Origin of the sequence: Streptomyces longispororuber, assembly GCF_024448165.1 — a bacterium.
GTDB lineage: Bacteria > Actinomycetota > Actinomycetes > Streptomycetales > Streptomycetaceae > Streptomyces > Streptomyces longispororuber_A.
The window spans coordinates 1-16,289 of the sequence record NZ_JAMOLN010000220.1; the positions used below are offsets into that span (position 1 = coordinate 1).

At 72.3% G+C, this 16,289-nt stretch carries 13 protein-coding genes; 6 read left to right on the top strand and 7 right to left on the bottom strand.

From position 1 onward, the window contains the following. The first annotated feature begins 1 nt into the window (after position 1). A complete protein-coding gene (locus M4J07_RS39730) occupies positions 2-469 on the top strand; it encodes a single-stranded DNA-binding protein (RefSeq protein WP_255980576.1) in 468 nt (155 codons plus the stop codon). Between the two features lie 334 nt (positions 470-803). Further along, positions 804-2,231, top strand: a complete 1,428-nt coding sequence (locus M4J07_RS39735; protein ID WP_374215172.1) for a Cys-Gln thioester bond-forming surface protein — start codon at positions 804-806, stop codon at positions 2,229-2,231. Positions 2,232-2,256: 25 nt separating this feature from the next. Here M4J07_RS39735 and M4J07_RS39740 read toward each other — a convergent pair whose 3' ends face one another. The 3 genes from M4J07_RS39740 to M4J07_RS39745 form a co-directional block, all read right to left on the bottom strand. Continuing rightward, positions 2,257-2,991 carry a tetratricopeptide repeat protein gene (locus M4J07_RS39740; RefSeq protein ID WP_308284812.1) on the bottom strand — a complete coding sequence of 245 codons (735 nt, stop codon included), beginning with the start codon at positions 2,989-2,991 and terminating at the stop codon, positions 2,257-2,259. Beyond that, a complete protein-coding gene (locus M4J07_RS48345; RefSeq protein ID WP_308284813.1) occupies positions 2,958-3,257 on the bottom strand; it encodes a hypothetical protein in 300 nt (99 codons plus the stop codon). The genes M4J07_RS39740 and M4J07_RS48345 overlap by 34 nt, the downstream gene beginning before the upstream one ends. Before the next feature lie 62 nt (positions 3,258-3,319). Beyond that, positions 3,320-4,561, bottom strand: coding sequence for a hypothetical protein (locus tag M4J07_RS39745; RefSeq protein WP_255980578.1), 1,242 nt, complete (start codon positions 4,559-4,561; stop codon positions 3,320-3,322). A gap of 505 nt (positions 4,562-5,066) precedes the next feature. Between M4J07_RS39745 and ettA the strand changes: the two genes are divergently transcribed. The 3 genes from ettA to M4J07_RS39760 are packed head-to-tail and all read left to right on the top strand — an operon-like array spanning position 5,067 to position 7,836. Next, on the top strand, positions 5,067-6,731 hold the full coding sequence (ettA, locus tag M4J07_RS39750; protein ID WP_255980580.1) for an energy-dependent translational throttle protein EttA: 1,665 nt from the start codon (positions 5,067-5,069) through the stop codon (positions 6,729-6,731). Next, positions 6,731-7,150, top strand: coding sequence for an acyl-CoA thioesterase (locus M4J07_RS39755; protein ID WP_255980582.1), 420 nt, complete (start codon positions 6,731-6,733; stop codon positions 7,148-7,150). The genes ettA and M4J07_RS39755 overlap by 1 nt, the downstream gene beginning before the upstream one ends. Beyond that, the gene (locus M4J07_RS39760) at positions 7,147-7,836 is read left to right on the top strand and encodes a hypothetical protein (RefSeq protein WP_255980584.1); all 690 of its coding nucleotides are present in this window, start codon (positions 7,147-7,149) and stop codon (positions 7,834-7,836) included. Before M4J07_RS39755 ends, M4J07_RS39760 begins: the two co-directional genes overlap by 4 nt. A 27-nt stretch (positions 7,837-7,863) precedes the next feature. Here the strand turns inward: M4J07_RS39760 and M4J07_RS39765 are convergent, their stop codons facing one another. From M4J07_RS39765 to M4J07_RS39780, 4 genes are all read right to left on the bottom strand, one after another. Beyond that, positions 7,864-8,829 carry an ABC transporter ATP-binding protein gene (locus M4J07_RS39765; protein WP_255980586.1) on the bottom strand — a complete coding sequence of 322 codons (966 nt, stop codon included), beginning with the start codon at positions 8,827-8,829 and terminating at the stop codon, positions 7,864-7,866. 94 nt (positions 8,830-8,923) lie between these two features. After that, positions 8,924-11,644, bottom strand: a complete 2,721-nt coding sequence (locus M4J07_RS39770) for an ABC transporter permease (RefSeq protein WP_255980588.1) — start codon at positions 11,642-11,644, stop codon at positions 8,924-8,926. 1 nt (position 11,645) lies between these two features. Continuing rightward, entirely contained in the window at positions 11,646-14,918 is a 3,273-nt protein-coding gene (locus tag M4J07_RS39775; RefSeq protein WP_445276311.1) for an FtsX-like permease family protein, read from the bottom strand. A 164-nt stretch (positions 14,919-15,082) separates the two neighbouring features. After that, a complete protein-coding gene (locus tag M4J07_RS39780) occupies positions 15,083-15,487 on the bottom strand; it encodes a globin (protein WP_255980592.1) in 405 nt (134 codons plus the stop codon). 94 nt (positions 15,488-15,581) lie between these two features. Between M4J07_RS39780 and M4J07_RS39785 the strand changes: the two genes are divergently transcribed. Further along, a partial coding sequence (locus M4J07_RS39785) for a methyltransferase domain-containing protein (RefSeq protein ID WP_255980594.1) occupies positions 15,582-16,289 on the top strand: 708 nt, incomplete at its 3' end.

Below are 16,289 nucleotides of genomic sequence, written 5' to 3' on the forward strand. Positions count from 1 at the left end.
GATGGTGACCGTGGTGGGGAACGTGGCGACGACCCCGGTCTTCCGGGAGTTGCCGACGGGGCCGGTCGCCCGGTTCCGGCTCGCGGCGCACGCCCGCCGCTTCGACCGGGTGCAGAACGTGTGGGTGGACGGCCACACGAACTTCTTCACGGTGTGGGCCTGGCGGGCGCTCGGATCGAACGTGCAGAGCTCGCTCTCGCTCGGCGAACCGGTGGTGGTGCAGGGCAAGTTGAAGGTGCGGGACGAGGAGCGGGGCGGGCAGCACTGGACGTCCGCCGACATCGAGGCGGTCGCGATCGGCCACGACCTGTCGCGCGGCACCTCCGCGTTCCGGCGGGTGACGCTGACCCGGTCGGGGAGCGCCGTACCGTCCGACGCGTCCGATCCGCCCGGGGAGGCGAGGGCCGCTCAGGGGGCGCAGCAGCCGCCCGAGCCGTCCTTCGAGATCGAACCGGAGCCGGTCGGCTGACCCGGACTGCCTGAGTGGCGTGAGTGACCTGGCTGGCATGGCTGACCGAAGTGCGGCATTTCGGCGATTGCGTACCGGTGATTTGTCGATATGCCCAGCTCGGGGGCGATGTTGGCGATAACGATTACGAGTCGGATCGGTTGCCGGAAGACAGCTCCGGGCATCGCGATAGGTCGCTTCCCTAGGATGCCGGGCGTGGCTCTGTGGGCTCGAAGGGGTTCGAAGAGGCTCAAGGGTCGGCTGAATCGCCCTCGTTGGCGCTCCGGCCGGCATTGCTTCTGTCGGCGGGACACTCACCCCCCATGTGTCACACGTCCTGCCTGAAGGGAATTACGTGTTTTCTGTGTTCTCACGGGCCGGCCGGCGCGGACGAGTCACCGCTCGTCTGGCCGCGGCGGCCCTGGCGTCGGGGCTCGTCGCCACCGGGGCGATATCCGGCGCGGGTGCGGCCGTCGCGGACGACGGGGTCAGGGAGCAGGGCGGCGCGAGCGCCACCATCAGCGGCCTGGAGACCTACGGCGAGGCGGTCGTCCACCGGGACGGTCAGGACGAGAAGGTCTCCGCGGGCCTCTTCCGGATGACCGTCGACGGTGGCGGGACGCTGCAGACGTACTGCATCGACCTGCACAACCCGACGCAGACGGAGGCCAAGTACCAGGAGACGCCCTGGAGCGGCACGTCGCTGGGCGGCAACCCGGCGGCGGGCAAGATCCGTTGGATCCTGCAGAACTCCTACCCCCAGGTCAACGATCTGGCGGCGCTCGCCCGCAAGGCCCGCACCGGAAGCCTCACCGAGCAGGACGCCGCGGCCGGCACCCAGGTCGCCATCTGGCGCTACTCCGACCAGGCCGACGTCGACGCGGTCAGCCCCGCGGCCGAGAAGCTCGCCGACTACCTGCACAAGAGCGCCCGTTCGCTGACCGAGCCGCAGGCGTCGCTGACCCTGTCGCCGCAGGCCGTGTCCGGGCACCCGGGCGAGCGGCTCGGCCCGGTCACCGTCCACACGAACGCCGAGAGCCTCACCGTGACGCCGCCCGCCGAGGCCGCCGCGGGCGGGGTGAAGGTCGTCGACAAGGACGGTACGCCCGTCACCTCGGCGACCGACGGCAGCCGGATCTACTTCGACGTCCCCGCGGACGCCGCGTCCGGCTCGGCCGCGCTGACCGTGCAGGGCTCGACCACGGTGCCGGTCGGCCGTGCCTTCGCCTCCGACACGCGCAGCCAGACCCAGGTCCTCGCGGGCTCCAGCGAGTCCACGGTCTCCGCGACCGCGACGGCGACCTGGGCGAAGGAAGGCGCCGTGCCCGCGCTGTACGCGCGCAAGAACTGCGCCGCGGGCGGCGTCGACATCACGGCGACGAACAAGGGCGACGAGCCGTTCAGCTTCCGGCTCATGGGCACCCGGCACACCATCCCGGCCGAGTCCTCCCGGACGGTGACGATCCCGCTCCAGGAGGACCAGGCCTACGACTTCACGATCAAGGGTCCGAACGGGTTCGAGAAGCGCCTGCGCGGCGTCCTCGACTGCAAGACGGCGTCCGCGGCCACCGCCGCCGACGACGGCCTCACCACCCAGACCACCACGCAGCCCAGCCCCGCGTCCGTCGGCGGCACCGGCACGGCGGGCACGGACCTGGCGGAGACAGGCAGCTCGAACGCGACGCCGGTGATCGCCGGCATCGCCATCGTGCTCGTCCTGGTGGGCGGTGTGTCGGTCGTCCTCGGCCGCAAGAAGAAGGCGTCGTCGAGCGACGGCGAGTGACGTCGCGCGCGCCGGAGCGCCGTGCTCAGTGCCCGCCGGACCGGCGGGCCCGGGCCACCAGGTCCGGGGGGAGGCTCGGGCCCGCGCACGCGTAGTCGATCAGCTGGTCCCGGTAGGCGGTGTTCGCGAGTGCCGGGGCCAGGTCGATCAGGGCGCGCAGGCCGTCGGCCGACCCGGCCAGACGCGTACGGAAGGCGGCCCTCACCGCGCGCAGCGTGACGTCCCCGGGCTGCTGCTCCAGGCCCCGCTCGACGCGCCGCACGGCCTCGGCGAAGTCGCCCTGCTCGGCGCGCACGTCGGCGAGGTCCAGGTGGAGCGACCAGTTGGTGGGGTCCAGGTCCAGGGCGCCCTCGTACGCCGCCGCGGCCTGCCCCGGATCGCCCATCACCCGCCAGGTGGCCGCCCGGGCGACGGCGGTCCACATGACCCGGCCGGCGGCGTCGGCGCGATCGCACAGGGCGAAGGCCAGGTCGTAGCGGCCGCAGGCACGGGGCAGCCGGGCCATGGCGGCCAGCGCCTCCGGCACGGGGCTGCGCCCGGACACCACGTCGAGCGCGTGGAACCACGGCGCGAACCGCTCACGCATGGCGTCGCCGTCCAGGTCGTGCCCGTGGTCCAGGACCCGCAGACACGCCTCCGCCAGCGCCTCGGCACTCACCGCACCCAGGAAGCGCGCATCGCCGAACCACGGCGCCGCACCCCACGCCACGTCGGGCCGCGCCCCCGTCACCGGCCCGAGGGCCATCGCGGCGTCGCCCATGTCCTCGTCGAGAACAGGAAGTAGGCCTGCGCCGGCACGGAGCGCAACGAACCGTCCCGCTTGAGCGGCCCCTCGACCTCGGCCCGCCGCTCCTGCCACAACTCGGCGAGCGAGGCATAGGTCTCCGGCTCGGCGGGCGTCGCGGCGATCGCCCCGACCAGAACCTCCACAGCACCGACCGGGCTCCCGCCGCAGTGCGCCAACACCCGAGCGAGCCGCACGCCCGCGTTCACCGACTGGTTCGACATCGCCAGAGATTGCGCCACGTGTCGGTCCAGGAGGTCCGACAGCAACTACCGCTTTCGGTTGCCGCCTCCGTTCCTTCCCCCTACATCGGGAGATAGACAGCGCCCGACACGCGCCATTCAGCACTGCCGTCCCGGCTCAAAGTGACGCTGATTCGCGTGTACGGACCGCCATTGCCCGGAACGGCCCCTCGATGGCTCAGGGAGCTGACAAGAAGGTCGAGTTCTACGTGCGCAGACCTGCCACCCGTGGCTATCCGTGGTTCCTTCTCGGTATCCAGCCAGGCTATGGTCCAGGCTTGACGCTCGGACCATAGCGGCCACCACTTTCCCGATTCGGGCTCCCTGAGCGCCGCCATCCTGCCCAGGCTGCCGTGCGCCACGAACCGCTGTGCCCGCTGTTTCGCATCCGCAGGAGTGGTGTCGTACCTCGTGTCATATGTGTGCGCCAGGGAGGCCCATGCCATCGCCACATCAAGCGGATCGTGGCCATCTGCGGTCATGTCCGGCACATATGAGGTGGCGCGCCCGATCGGGGTCCCCAGCGCGGCGGAGGGATTCCATCCGAGGCGATCCATTTGACGTGTGGGCTCAGGGCCGGTGAATCCGTTCGCATAGGCTTGGACGCGGGTGTACTTGATTCGGTCATCGCCAGGAGCGGGGAAGTAGGTCGCGTACCATCCGACGAGAGCGCGTCCTGATATATGGAACGGCTTCCCGTTGTCCCTCAGTGTCCACGTGTGCGACTCGCCGTCAACGGTTCCGTCGATCCTTATGACGTAGTCGTATCCGCCCGCCAAGGCCGTAGTCGTGAGATTGAAGATCTCTGGCTTCTGTGGTTCGAGATAGATGTAAGTGCGCCCGAAGAACGGCTGCCGAGAGATCATCCCCTCCTCTGTCCCTTTCAGTGGCAGGGAAGGGGAGGTGTCCATCTTTATTCCGATGTCTATCTTCGCTGCGCTTCCTTCTGTTTGGCACAACAGAACCGTCCCGCTCGGCCGCGGCTTCTTCGGTTGGCCCACCTTGACGGCGCGAATGTTCTTGATGGCTACCGTTCGGTCCTTGGCCCCGGTGGCCTCGATCTCGATCCGGGACGTCACGAAGTCGATTCCGCCGTGGGTGTGCGCCCATCGTCGCTGGCTCGCGCAGTCGGTAGCCCTCGGCAGGGCTGCTCTTTCTGTCCCGACGGGGAGGATGACCGCATCGTAGTCGCTATAGGAATCCAATTCGTAGCGTGCATGGAATTTTGGATCCTGTTGACTGACCTTGTTCTGGAGGACCCCACTGACAAGTGCCACGGGAATGCCGACGACGAGCAGCGCCACCCCCACCATGATTCCGACGAGAATTTCGGTCCGTCGCCCCCTTGCGGGTTCGGGCCTGTCGTTTCCCGTGGAATTTTCCCCACTCTGCCCAGGGGTACCATGCTCCCCGTCCAGCCCGCGAGTCGGTTCGTCGCTCATTGTTCCCCCCGCGATTTCCGCGCTGTGACTCACCAGGGAATTTAGCCATTCCGGCGGGGGGCATCAATGCGCGGAACAGTGCCGGTGAGAGAGCGCGTACATCCTGCGGCTGTACTACGTCCGCCCCGCGCCGCAGCCGCGCCCTCCGGGCCCCGCCCGGGCCGTGCGACGTCACCCGAGGCCGACAAACAGCGACCGACAGTGACCGTCCCGCTACGTCCGTCCACGTCGAACCCCCAGCTCAGGGCCACCCTTCGATACGGGTTTCCGCCCAGCACTAGCGATGCGGCAAGATGGGGTGTATCTGCCCTCACGCGGTGGAGCCGCGGAACGCGGGTCCCACACTTCGACTGCCGGACGGTTTCTCTTGGCTGAGTTCATCTACACCATGCGCAAGACGCGCAAGGCGCACGGCGACAAGGTGATCCTCGATGACGTCACCCTGAACTTCCTGCCGGGAGCGAAGATCGGCGTCGTCGGTCCGAACGGTGCCGGTAAGTCGACCGTCCTGAAGATCATGGCGGGCCTGGAGCAGCCGTCGAACGGCGACGCCTACCTGTCGCCCGGCTTCAGCGTCGGCATCCTCATGCAGGAGCCGAAGCTCGACGACGCCAAGACCGTGCTGGAGAACGTCCAGGACGGCGCGGCCGAGATCATGGGCAAGCTCAAGCGCTTCAACGAGGTCGCCGAGCTCATGGCCACCGACTACTCGGACGAGCTCATGGAGGAGATGGGCAAGCTCCAGGAGGACCTCGACCACGCCGACGCGTGGGACCTCGACGGTCAGCTGGAGCAGGCCATGGACGCCCTGGGCTGCCCGCCCGGCGACTGGCCCGTCACGAACCTCTCCGGTGGTGAGAAGCGCCGCGTCGCGCTCTGCAAGCTCCTCATCGAGGCGCCCGACCTGCTGCTCCTCGACGAGCCCACCAACCACCTCGACGCCGAGTCCGTGAACTGGCTGGAGCAGCACCTCGCCCAGTACAAGGGCGCCGTCGTGGCCGTCACCCACGACCGCTACTTCCTCGACAACGTCGCGGAGTGGATCCTGGAGCTCGACCGCGGCCGCGCCATCCCCTACGAGGGCAACTACTCGACCTACCTCACCAAGAAGTCCGAGCGGCTCAAGGTCGAGGGCAAGAAGGACGAGAAGCGGCAGAAGCGGCTCAAGGAAGAGCTGGAGTGGGTGCGGTCCAACGCCAAGGGGCGTCAGGCCAAGTCCAAGGCCCGTCTTGCTCGTTACGAGGAGATGGCCGCCGAGGCCGACAAGATGCGGAAGCTGGACTTCGAGGAGATCCAGATCCCGCCGGGCCCGCGCCTGGGCAGCATCGTCGTCGAGGTCGAGCACCTCAGCAAGGCCTTCGGCGAGAAGGTCCTGATCGACGACCTGAGCTTCACGCTGCCGCGCAACGGCATCGTCGGCATCATCGGTCCGAACGGCGCCGGCAAGACCACGCTCTTCAAGATGATCCAGGGCCTGGAGGAGGCGGACTCCGGCAGCATCAAGGTCGGCGACACCGTCAAGATCTCCTACGTCGACCAGAACCGCGCCAACATCGACCCGAAGAAGACCCTTTGGGCCGTGGTGAGCGACGAGCTCGACTACATCAACGTCGGCCAGGTCGAGATGCCCAGCCGTGCGTACGTGTCCGCCTTCGGTTTCAAGGGCCCCGACCAGCAGAAGCCGGCCGGCGTGCTCTCCGGCGGTGAGCGCAACCGCCTCAACCTCGCGCTCACCCTCAAGCAGGGCGGCAACCTGCTGCTCCTCGACGAGCCGACGAACGACCTCGATGTCGAGACCCTGAGCAGCCTCGAGAACGCGCTTCTCGAGTTCCCGGGCTGCGCCGTCGTCGTCTCCCACGACCGCTGGTTCCTGGACCGGGTCGCCACGCACATCCTCGCGTACGAGGGTGACTCCAAGTGGTTCTGGTTCGAGGGCAACTTCGAGTCGTACGAGAAGAACAAGGTCGAGCGGCTCGGCGCCGACGCGGCCCGTCCGCACCGGGCCACCTACAAGAAGCTGACCCGCGGCTGATGGCACGCCACGTATACGCCTGCCCCCTGCGCTGGGCGGACATGGACGCGTACGGCCACGTGAACAACGTGGTCTTCCTCCGATACCTGGAGGAAGCGCGGATCGACTTCCTGTTCCGCCCGGACAAGGACTTCCAGCAGGGGTCTGTCGTGGCGCGCCATGAGATCGACTACAAGCGGCAGTTGGTCCACCGGCACGCGCCGGTGGCCATCGAGCTGTGGGTGACCGAGATACGGGCCGCTTCGTTCACGCTCAGCTATGAGGTGAAGGACGCGGACGAGGTCTACGTGCAGGCCTCGACCGTGATCGTGCCGTTCGACTTCGAGGCGCAGCGGCCGCGGCGGATCACCGCCGAGGAGCGCGCCTTCCTGGAGGAGTACCGGGACGACGGCAGCCCTTCGGGGGCGCTCGCCGCATGAGCGCGCCCGTGCTGTACTTCGCCGACCCCGGGGAGGCGGCGGACCTCGCCGCCTTCCTGGGCCGGCTGCTGCACTACGACAAGGCGGCCGCCGTCCGGCTGCAGGCGCAGGCCGGTGGGCAGGCGCTCGCGGTGTTCGGGCGGCCGCCGTCGTTCGAGGTGCTCGCCATCCGTACGGCACGCCTGCTCAAGCCGTACGAGAACGGGATCGACGACTCCCTCGACGTGACCGTGTCCGCCGGGCAGCTGCTGGAGTCGGTCGACGCGGACGGGGGCTCGTCGAGCGCCGTGATCCCGCCGGCCGTCACCGGGCCGCCGTGGGCCGGGGTGCTGCCGCCCCGGGGCGGCTGGGAGCGGCTCGACGGGTTCCCGGACGCCGCCGCGCTGCACGGGCTCGTGAAGGCCGCCGTCGCCGAGTTCCGGGCGCGGGTCGAGGAGTTGGCGCCCGAGGCGCGGACGCGGGCCGAGCTCGATCACATCGGCCGGGAGATCTGGTCGCGCCAGATCGCGGGCAGCGCCGTACCGGTACGGGTCGCCCACGCCGCGGTGTCGCTCGGCTTCCTGCGGGGCACGTCGGCCGATCTGCTGACCTCCGGCGCGTGGGTGCGGCTGCGCACCGCGTACGGGTCCGTGGCCATGCGGCGGACCGGCTCGGGCCTCGGCGGCCTGTTCGTCGGCCCCGCCTGACGGCCGCCCACCGGCGGGCGAAGGCCCTCAGCGCTCCTGGTCGTCCGGCCAGATCTGGATGTGGTCCTCCTCCAGCTCCAGCATGACGCGGTCGCGCATGCCCAGCGACTCCGTGTACTCCGTGGGGAGTTGGAGGCGTCCCGCCCGGTCCAGCATCGCGTACTCGCGCGAGACCAGGGACTCCTGACCCGTCGCCGCGTCGACGTGCGTGCGGCGCAGCACCTCCGTCGACGTACGGCCGTCGCGGATGGCGACCGTGCGGCGCACCTCGCTCGCCACCGTCTGGTCGTGCGTGACGATGACGACCGTCGTGCCGAGCTCCTCGTTCGCCGTGCGGAACGCGGCGAAGATCTGCTCGCCGGTGTGCGAGTCGAGTTCGCCGGTGGGTTCGTCGGCGAGCAGCACCTTCGGCTCGTTGGCGAGGGCCACGGCGATCGCCACGCGCTGCTGCTGGCCGCCGGACATCTGCTGCGGGCGGCGGTCGCGGCAGTCGGCCACGCCCAGCAGGTCGAGGAGCTCGGTGGCCCGCTCCGACTTCTTCGCGCGGCGCGTCCGGCCGCGCAACTGCATCGGCAGGGACACGTTCTGAGCCGCCGTCAGATACGGCAGGAGGTTGCGGGCCGTCTGCTGCCAGACGAAGCCGACGGTCTCGCGGCGGTAGCGCAGACGGTCCTTCGCGGTCATCGTGAGCAGATCGTGGTCGGCGACCTTGGCGGCGCCCGCGGTGGGTTCGTCGAGGCCCGCGAGGATGTTCATGAGCGTCGACTTGCCGCTGCCCGACGCGCCGACCAGCGCCATCAACTCCCCTTCCCGTACGAGGAGGTCGAGGCCCTGGAGGGCCTGGACCTCCACGCCGTCCGTGGTGAAGATGCGGACCAGCCGGTCGCAGGTGATCAGCGCGTCGTGGCCGTAGGCCGGGCGGTCCCGGTGGGCGGAGGCGCGTCGTTCGAGTTCGGCGAGGGTGGGGGTGCCCGTCGTTTCCTCGGTCGTCATCGCGTTTCGGTCTCCCGCTTCTGGTTCGTGTTCGGCTGACCGTCGGTGGGGGCCGGTCGCGCAGTTGCCGGCGCCGAGCCCTGTGCTGTCACGCTCACGCGCCCTCGCCCGCTCTCAACTCCCGTACGGAGCCCCGGCGTCCTGACCACCACGCCTGGAGCGCCGCCACGCCCACGGTCAGCAGCAGGACGCACGCCGCCGGGACCAGGAGGGACAGCGCGTCCGTGTGCAGGCGGCCCGCTGAGGCGCTCGTCGCCTCGCCGAGCGCCAGGCTCGTCAGGTCCAGGCCCGGGGCCAGCAGCCGGACCGCCGCCCAGCCGGTGAGGGCGCCGCCCGCCGCCGCGAGCAGCGACTGGGGGAGCGCCTCCAGGATCAGCAGGCGGCGGGCCTGCGGGCGGGTGAGGCCCATCGTGCGCAGCCGGGCCAGGAGCGCGAGGCGCTCGGGCGTGGCCCGCGCCAGCGCCAGGAGCAGCGCGAGGGCGGCGAGTCCCGCGCCCGCGGCGACCGCCGCGACGTAGATGCCGGTGGCCCCGGTCTGCAGGGGCGAGTCGACGTAGTGGGCACGCTCCACGGCGCGCACCCGTACCGTCGTGCCCGTCCCCGCCGCCTTGCGCAGCGCGGGCGCGTCGACGGAGGAGCCGGTCAGCAGCAGCGCGGTGGTGCGGGACGGGACGCCGGTGGCGTGCGCGAGCGCGGTCGCGTCGACCACCAGGAAGTCGTCGGGGAGCGCCGGCGTCGTGTCGCGGACGGCGGCGATGCGCAGGGGGACCTCCTCGCCGTTCATCCACAGGGTGAGCCGCCCGCGGTCGAAGAGAGCTGCCATGGAGGGGGAGACCAGGGCCGGCAGCGTGGTGCCGCCCGACGGCTTCAACTCCCGTGCCCCGAAACCGCCGAGGCCGGTGTGCCGGGCCAGCCGCGCGTACGCGTCCGGGGCGACCGCCGCGAGCGGGACGCGGCGCGTGCTGTCGAGGATCTCCGCGTCGTAGCGGACCGAGACCGTGGTGACCTCGTCGACGCCCCGCGTCGCACGGACCCGGGAGACCGTCCTGGCGGACAGCGGCCCGCCGGCGTCGACCCGGGCGTCCGCGCCGGTCGCCAGGAGCGCCGCCCGGTCCCTGGCCCCGTCGATCCCGGCCAGCACGCTGCCGCCGAACGCCGCCGTGGTCAGCGCCGTGAGCAGGGCGAGCAGCGGCAGCACCGCGGTGCCCGCGCTCGCCCTGGCCCGGGCCGCGCGGGCCAGCGACAGATGGCCGACCGCACCGCGCAGCCGCCCGGCGGGCCCGACGAGGCGGCGCAGCGGCAGCGGATAGATCCGGACCAGCACGAACGCCGCGACCACCCCGACCAGCACCGGGGCGAGCGAGACGAGACTGTCGCCGCCGTCCGTCGCGCCCCGGCGGCGCAGCGCCACGATCGCACCGACGGCCAGCACCAGGACGGTGAGTTCGGCGACGGTGCGGCGGGCCGACGGGCGGGCCGTGGCCACGTCGTCGCGGGCGACGTTCAGCCCGGTGCTGCGGTGCGCGAGCATCGCGCGCACCGGCAGTGCCGCGCAGGCCACGACGACCACCGCGGCCGCCGCCAGCGCGGCCCGGGTCCAGCGGCCGTGCGGCACGGCCAGCAGGCCGAGCGCGCAGCCGACCGCGCCCGCGGGCACCGCGACCACCGCCGTCTCCGCGAGCAGCCGGCCGCCGATGCCGCGCAGCGAGCCGCCGCGGGCCCGTAGCAGGGCGAGCTCGGACCGCCGCCGGTCCGCGCCCAGACCGCCCGCCATCAGCAGCACGATGCAGGCGACCGTGCCGGTGCCGTACGCGGCGACCGACACCACCGGCGTGATGCCGGCGCTCAGCTCCTCGTACCGGCGGACGACATCGGCGAGACCGGTGCTGACGTCGGTGGTGGGGCTGCCCGTCGCCACCCGCACGGAGAGCAGCCCGGGGCCGCTCGTCGTGTACGCCAACGCTTCCTTCAGGGCGGGCAGTTCACTGGCGGTGAGCGCGGAGGTGGCCGGGGCCAGCTGCCAGTACTGCTCGACGCCGCCGGTGGTGGTCGTGAGCACCGGACCGGCGTCCGGGTGCAGCAGCAGGGCGCCCACCCAGTACCGCTCGGGCGGGACCGTGTCGGTGCTGCGCAGCTGTGCGGTGCGCAGCTGGGGCGCCGCCGACCAGTAGGCGCCCGACGGGTTGCGCGGGGCGACGACCCCCGTGATCCGTACTGAGGTGGTCTTCGCCTCGGCGTTCGGGATGTGCAGGACCGAACCGGCCTTGATGTGCAGGCGCCGCGCTGTCTCCTCGGTGACGGCGGCCTCGATGCGGGTCGCCGTGGCGTCGGCGCCCGGCAGCCGGCCCGAGGTGACCTTCGCGTGCGCGGCGAGCCCGCCCTGCGCGGTCATGGTGAACTCGGCGGGCAGCCCGTACGGCTGGGGCAGGAAGTCGTCCGTGGCGGCCATCGACTCCGGGGTGCGCACCCCGTACGACGACTCGCGCGGGTCCGCCGCGAACGGCGCCTTCAGCGATCCTGCGATCTTCTTCTCCGCGCTGCGGGTGAATGCCTCGCGGAGCTGCTGCTCCCGCTGTTCCGGCGGCAGTTCGATGCCCGGGTCGGTCGTCGTGACGTTCAGCACCATCCGGCCGGCCGCCTCCTCGGCGACGGCGTGCCGCAGTCCCTCGTCCTGGTAGCGGTCGACGGCCCGCGGGAACGCCGCGGCCAGACACGACGTGAGCAGGACGAGCAGGGCCAGCGCGACGGCCGCGCCCGGCGCCGTCCGCAGCCTCGTGCGCACCCAGGGCGCGACGGCCTTCTGCGCGGCGGCCATGCTATTCGCCTCCCTTGGTGCGCAGCGCGACCGTGGCGTCCGGCGGTCGGCGCAGCGCGAGGACCGCGGTGATCAGTACGGGGGTGAGTGCCACGCCCGCGAGCAGCAGCACCACCTGGTTCAGCGGGAGGCGGACCAGGACGTCCGGCACGGGACGGGTGGCCTCCCCGGTCAGCACGATCAGCGGCACCACGGCCCGCGTCAGGATCGCGCCGAGCGCCGTGCCCACCAGGAGCGTGAGCGCCACCAGGACGCCCTGTTCGGCGGCGACGAGCCGGGCCAGGCGGCGGCGCGAGGTGCCGAGGGCGCCCAGGATGGCGAACTCGGCGCCCCGTTCGCGCAGTGAGCCCGCCGTGTTCACGGCGAAGCCGACCGCCGCGAGCGCGGCCGCCGCCAGGGCCGCCGCGGTGAGCGCCGACTGCGGACCGGCGCCCAGCGGGTCGTCGCGCAGCTCCTCGGCGATCTCCGAGCGCACCACGACCTGCGACGGATCCAGGTCGGGCAGGGCCCGCAGCGCGGTCGCCGCCTTCGCGTCGCCGCCCGGCGCGGTGGACAGCCACCACTCGTTCGGCGCGAGCGGGTCGGTGTTGTCGTCGGACGCGGCGTCGGTGAGGGCCCGGTTCAGGTCGCGCAGGTCGAGCAGGAGCGCGCCGCCGTCCCGGGTGCCCTCCTTCGCCGCGGCCGCCGAGGTGCCCGTCGTGGGCAGCGCCCGGACGCTTCGCACGATCCGCAGCCGCACCGTCGCACCGCCCACGTTCACGTCGACGCGCTGCCCGGTGCGGGTGCCCGCCGACTTCAGATAGCGGTCGGTGGCCACGGCGGCGACCTCGGTGACCTGCGGGCGGGCGGCGTCGAGGTGGACGACGACGCTGGGGGAGGCGCCGTAGGAGGCGTTCTCCGGCAGCACGTACCCCGTGGCGTACTCCATGGCCACGCGGTGGGCCGTCGGGGAGCCGGCGAGCTCCGGCGACCTGGGCGCGCCCTCCATGGTCGAGTCCACCGTGCCCCGGCCGAACAGGGACGTGTTCCAGCGCAGGCCCGCCATGCTCAACGTCCGCCGCGCACCGCCCGGTTCGACGGCGTGGGCGCCTTCGAGGGCGATCCGGTGCTCGGCGCCGAGTCCCACGGTCTGCGTCGTCTCGAAGTCGAGCCCGGTCAGCGTCAGCGGCCCCGCCGCGGGGCCCAGGTCCAGGTCGAGCCGGTGGACCCGGCCGTCCAGCGGCAGATCGTCGACCTGCTTGCGGTAGGGGAGCCCGTAGCGGTCCTGGAGGGTCACCGACACGGAGGTCGTCTCGCCGGGGCCGCGGCTGCCCCTGCCGTCCAGGTTCGTCGCGCGCAACGAGAGCTGGAGGCGGTCGGCGCGCTCGGGCAGCCGGATGCCCGGGTCCGTCCCGGACTTCGGCCGCACCGCGTCGACGACCTGCCGCGGCGACGCGTCCGTGAGGTCGTCGCGCAGCATCAGACCGTCCTTGACGTGCGCCGTGTCGAGCGCGAGGAGCGTGCCCGTCCGGTCGCCGCTGAGCGGCACCGACAGGCGGTAGCCGGGTGCCGCGTCCCGCACGCCGGGCACGGACGCGTACCGGGCGGCCTGGTCCATGCCGGGTTCGGTGGCCAGGACCCGGACCGGGGCACCCGAGCGGAAGTCGGCCTGGTCCGCCTGCGAGCGGTCCCACGACGCGCCCTGCCCGATCGCCAGCATGCCCATCGCGACCGCCAGGACGAGCAGCAGCACGGGACCCGCGCCGCGCATCGGCCGCCGGCTGAACTGCCAGCCCGCGAGCGCCACCGGCAGTCCCCGCCCGCTCGCCGCGCGCCGCTCCGCGAGCCGGGCGACCGGCGGCAGCAGCCGCAGCGTGAGGACGGTGCCCGCGAGCAGCGCGAGGGCCGGGGCGACGACGAGCAGCGGATCGATGCCGAGCGCACCGTCCCGGTCGCTGCTCAGGGCGCCCGAGCCGGACGTCTGCCGGTCCAGCTGCCAGTACGCGACGCCCGCGACGACCAGCAGACCCACGTCGGCCCCGGCCCGCACCGGCGCGGGCAGCGCCCGGGCCCGGCCCTTGTCGGGACCCTGCGCCGTCAGCGCGGGCACGGCCACCGCCAGCGCACAGCCCACCGCGACCGCCACGGCCACCAGCCACACCGACGCCGAACCGGCGCCCACCTCCAGGTGCAGCCCGATCCGGGACAGCGCGCCCTGCGAGGCGACGAGCCGGGTCAGCGGCCCCGCGAGCAGCGGCGCGCAGACCGCGGCGGGCACCGCGAGCAGCAGCGCCTCCGTCGCCGCGAGCCCGGTGATCCGGGCGCGCGAACCGCCGCGGGCCCGCAACATGCCCGTCTCACCGGCCCGTTCGACACTGAGCAGCCGGGCCACGAGCAGCAGCGTGTACCCGGCGAGCAGCACCAGCTGCAGCGCCACGATCAGCAGCGTCGAGCGGGACACCAGGAGCGCCCGCTCGGCCCGGTCGAGCACGTCCGGCAGGCTGGTGCTCGCCGCGGTCGTGCCCGCGAGCGCCTTGTCGTGCAGCAGCGCGCGGGGGCCGGCGCGGGCCGCGTCGCGCAGCGCGTCGATCCGGTCCGTCGTCAGCGTCGAGAAGTCCGCGGAGGCCAGCAGCGCCGAAGGACCGCCGCTGACCCGCCCGTCGAGCACCACCGACGGGTCCGTCATCAGCGGCCCGTACGTCGTGTAGCCGAGCTTCTGCACACCGCGGCCGCCGAGTTCGTCGAGCGTCCAGTACGGGTCCTGCGGCCGGGCCGGGCGGTACACGCCGGTCAGCTCGACGGTGACCTTCGGGCCGCTGAGCCGGTCGGTGAGTCTGAGCCGGTCGCCGGGCTCCAGCTTCAGCTGCTCGGCGGCGACCTGCGGGAGCGCGGCCTCGATCACGGAGTCCTCGCGGGCGCGGGGCAGCCGGCCGGACGTGACCTTCACCTCGGACGGTTCGACCGCCGCGAGCTTCGTCAGGTCGGGCTTGCCGCCGCGGGGCGCGCCCGGCAGTCCGTAGGGACCGGACTGGACCAGGGACTCGCGGTGCACCGGAAGCCCGTCGAAGGTCCGCCGCGCCCCCTTGTCGAACGCGGCGATGGCTGCTTTCCGCCCCTCCGCCGGAATCTCGGCGCGGAGCACGAGCGCGGTCGTCGCCGTGTCCCGGGTGCGCAGTGCGTGCCGCAGCGAGGCGTCACCGATCGCGCCGGAGAACGCGCTGAGCATCGCCAGCACCGAGGTGGTGAGCAGGACCGCGAGCACCGCCGCGGTCAGCAGCAGACGATGCGCCCGCACCCGTAGGAGGACAAAACCCCACACCCGCGCCGCCCCCGAATCCCCGTTTCAAGCCTTCCGCCCCCGAAAGTCTGTCCGGATGTTGTCAGAGCGGACCCGGATTGGGGAAGAGGTCTGGACCGGATAGCGGGCCGCGATGCTCGCTCAGCGGTGCCCGGACGGCGTCAGCCCTCGGTGTTCACCATCGACGCGGCGGCGTACGTCAGGTAGTTCCACAGCGTCCGCTCGTGCTCGTCGGACAGCCCGAGCTCGTCCACCGCGACCCGCATGTGCTTCAGCCACGCGTCGTGCGCCGCCCGGTCCACCGCGAACGGGGCGTGCCGCATCCGCAGCCGCGGGTGGCCGCGGTGGTCGCTGTACGTGCGCGGGCCGCCCCAGTACTGCATGAGGAACAGCGCGAACCGCTCCTCGGCGGGGCCCAGGTCCTCCTCCGGGTACATCGGGCGCAGCAGCGGGTCCTGTGCGACGCCCTCGTAGAAGCGGTGCACGAGGCGGCGGAAGGTCTCCTCGCCACCCACCTGCTCGTAGAACGTCTGCTCCTGAAGCGTGTCGCGCGGGATCTCAGTCACCCGTCCATGGTCTCAGACGGGGTGGCGGAGGACTCGGGGCTTAGGACCCGGGAAGGGGCTCGCTGTTTCCGGTCCACGGCAGCACAGTGGACATATGGGCGCAGAGCACACCGACGCACTGGAGTCACTCGCCGTACGGGCGCGGGCGGCGCTCGTGCGCGAGATCGAGGAGAGCGGCGCCTGGGACACCGATCCGCGCTGGCGGGAGGCGTTCGAGTCGGTGCCGCGCCATCTCTTCGTGCCGTACTACTTCGTGGGCGTGCCCGGCGGCTACGAGCGGCTGTGGGGCGAACACCCCGACCCCGAGCGGCGCGAGCGGTGGCTGCGCGGCGCGTACGCCGACCAGCCGCTGGCCACCCGGCTGCGGGACGGCGAACTCGTCTCGTCCAGCAGCCAGCCGTCGCTGATGGCGAAGATGCTGGTGGACCTGGACGTACGGGACGGGGACCGGGTCCTGGAGATCGGCGCGGGCACCGGGTACAACGCGGCGCTGCTCGCGCACCGGCTCGGCGACGACCACGTCACCACCGTCGACCTCGACCCGGAGATCACCGAGTCGGCGCGGGCGCACTGCGCTGCCGCGGGGTACCGGCCGTACGTGGTCACCGGGGACGGGGCGCGGGGGTGTGCCGAGCGGGCCCCGTTCGACCGGATCATCGCGACGTGTGCGCTGCGTTCGGTGCCGGTGGGATGGCTCGGGCAGTGCCGGCCCGGGGCGCGGATCCTCGCGCCGCTGTCCACGGGGCTCGTCGTGCTCACCGTGCGGGACGAGTCCTCTGCGGAGGGGCGGTTCCTGCACACG

Coding starts and splice junctions, on each gene's coding strand:
- M4J07_RS39730 (WP_255980576.1), top strand. CDS start 2: ATGGTGACCGTGGTGGGGAACGTGGCGACGACCCCGGTCTTCCGGGAG.
- M4J07_RS39740 (WP_308284812.1), bottom strand. CDS start 2,991: ATGGGCGACGCCGCGATGGCCCTCGGGCCGGTGACGGGGGCGCGGCCC.
- M4J07_RS39755 (WP_255980582.1), top strand. CDS start 6,731: ATGGCACGCCACGTATACGCCTGCCCCCTGCGCTGGGCGGACATGGAC.
- M4J07_RS39760 (WP_255980584.1), top strand. CDS start 7,147: ATGAGCGCGCCCGTGCTGTACTTCGCCGACCCCGGGGAGGCGGCGGAC.
- M4J07_RS39765 (WP_255980586.1), bottom strand. CDS start 8,829: ATGACGACCGAGGAAACGACGGGCACCCCCACCCTCGCCGAACTCGAA.
- M4J07_RS39770 (WP_255980588.1), bottom strand. CDS start 11,644: ATGGCCGCCGCGCAGAAGGCCGTCGCGCCCTGGGTGCGCACGAGGCTG.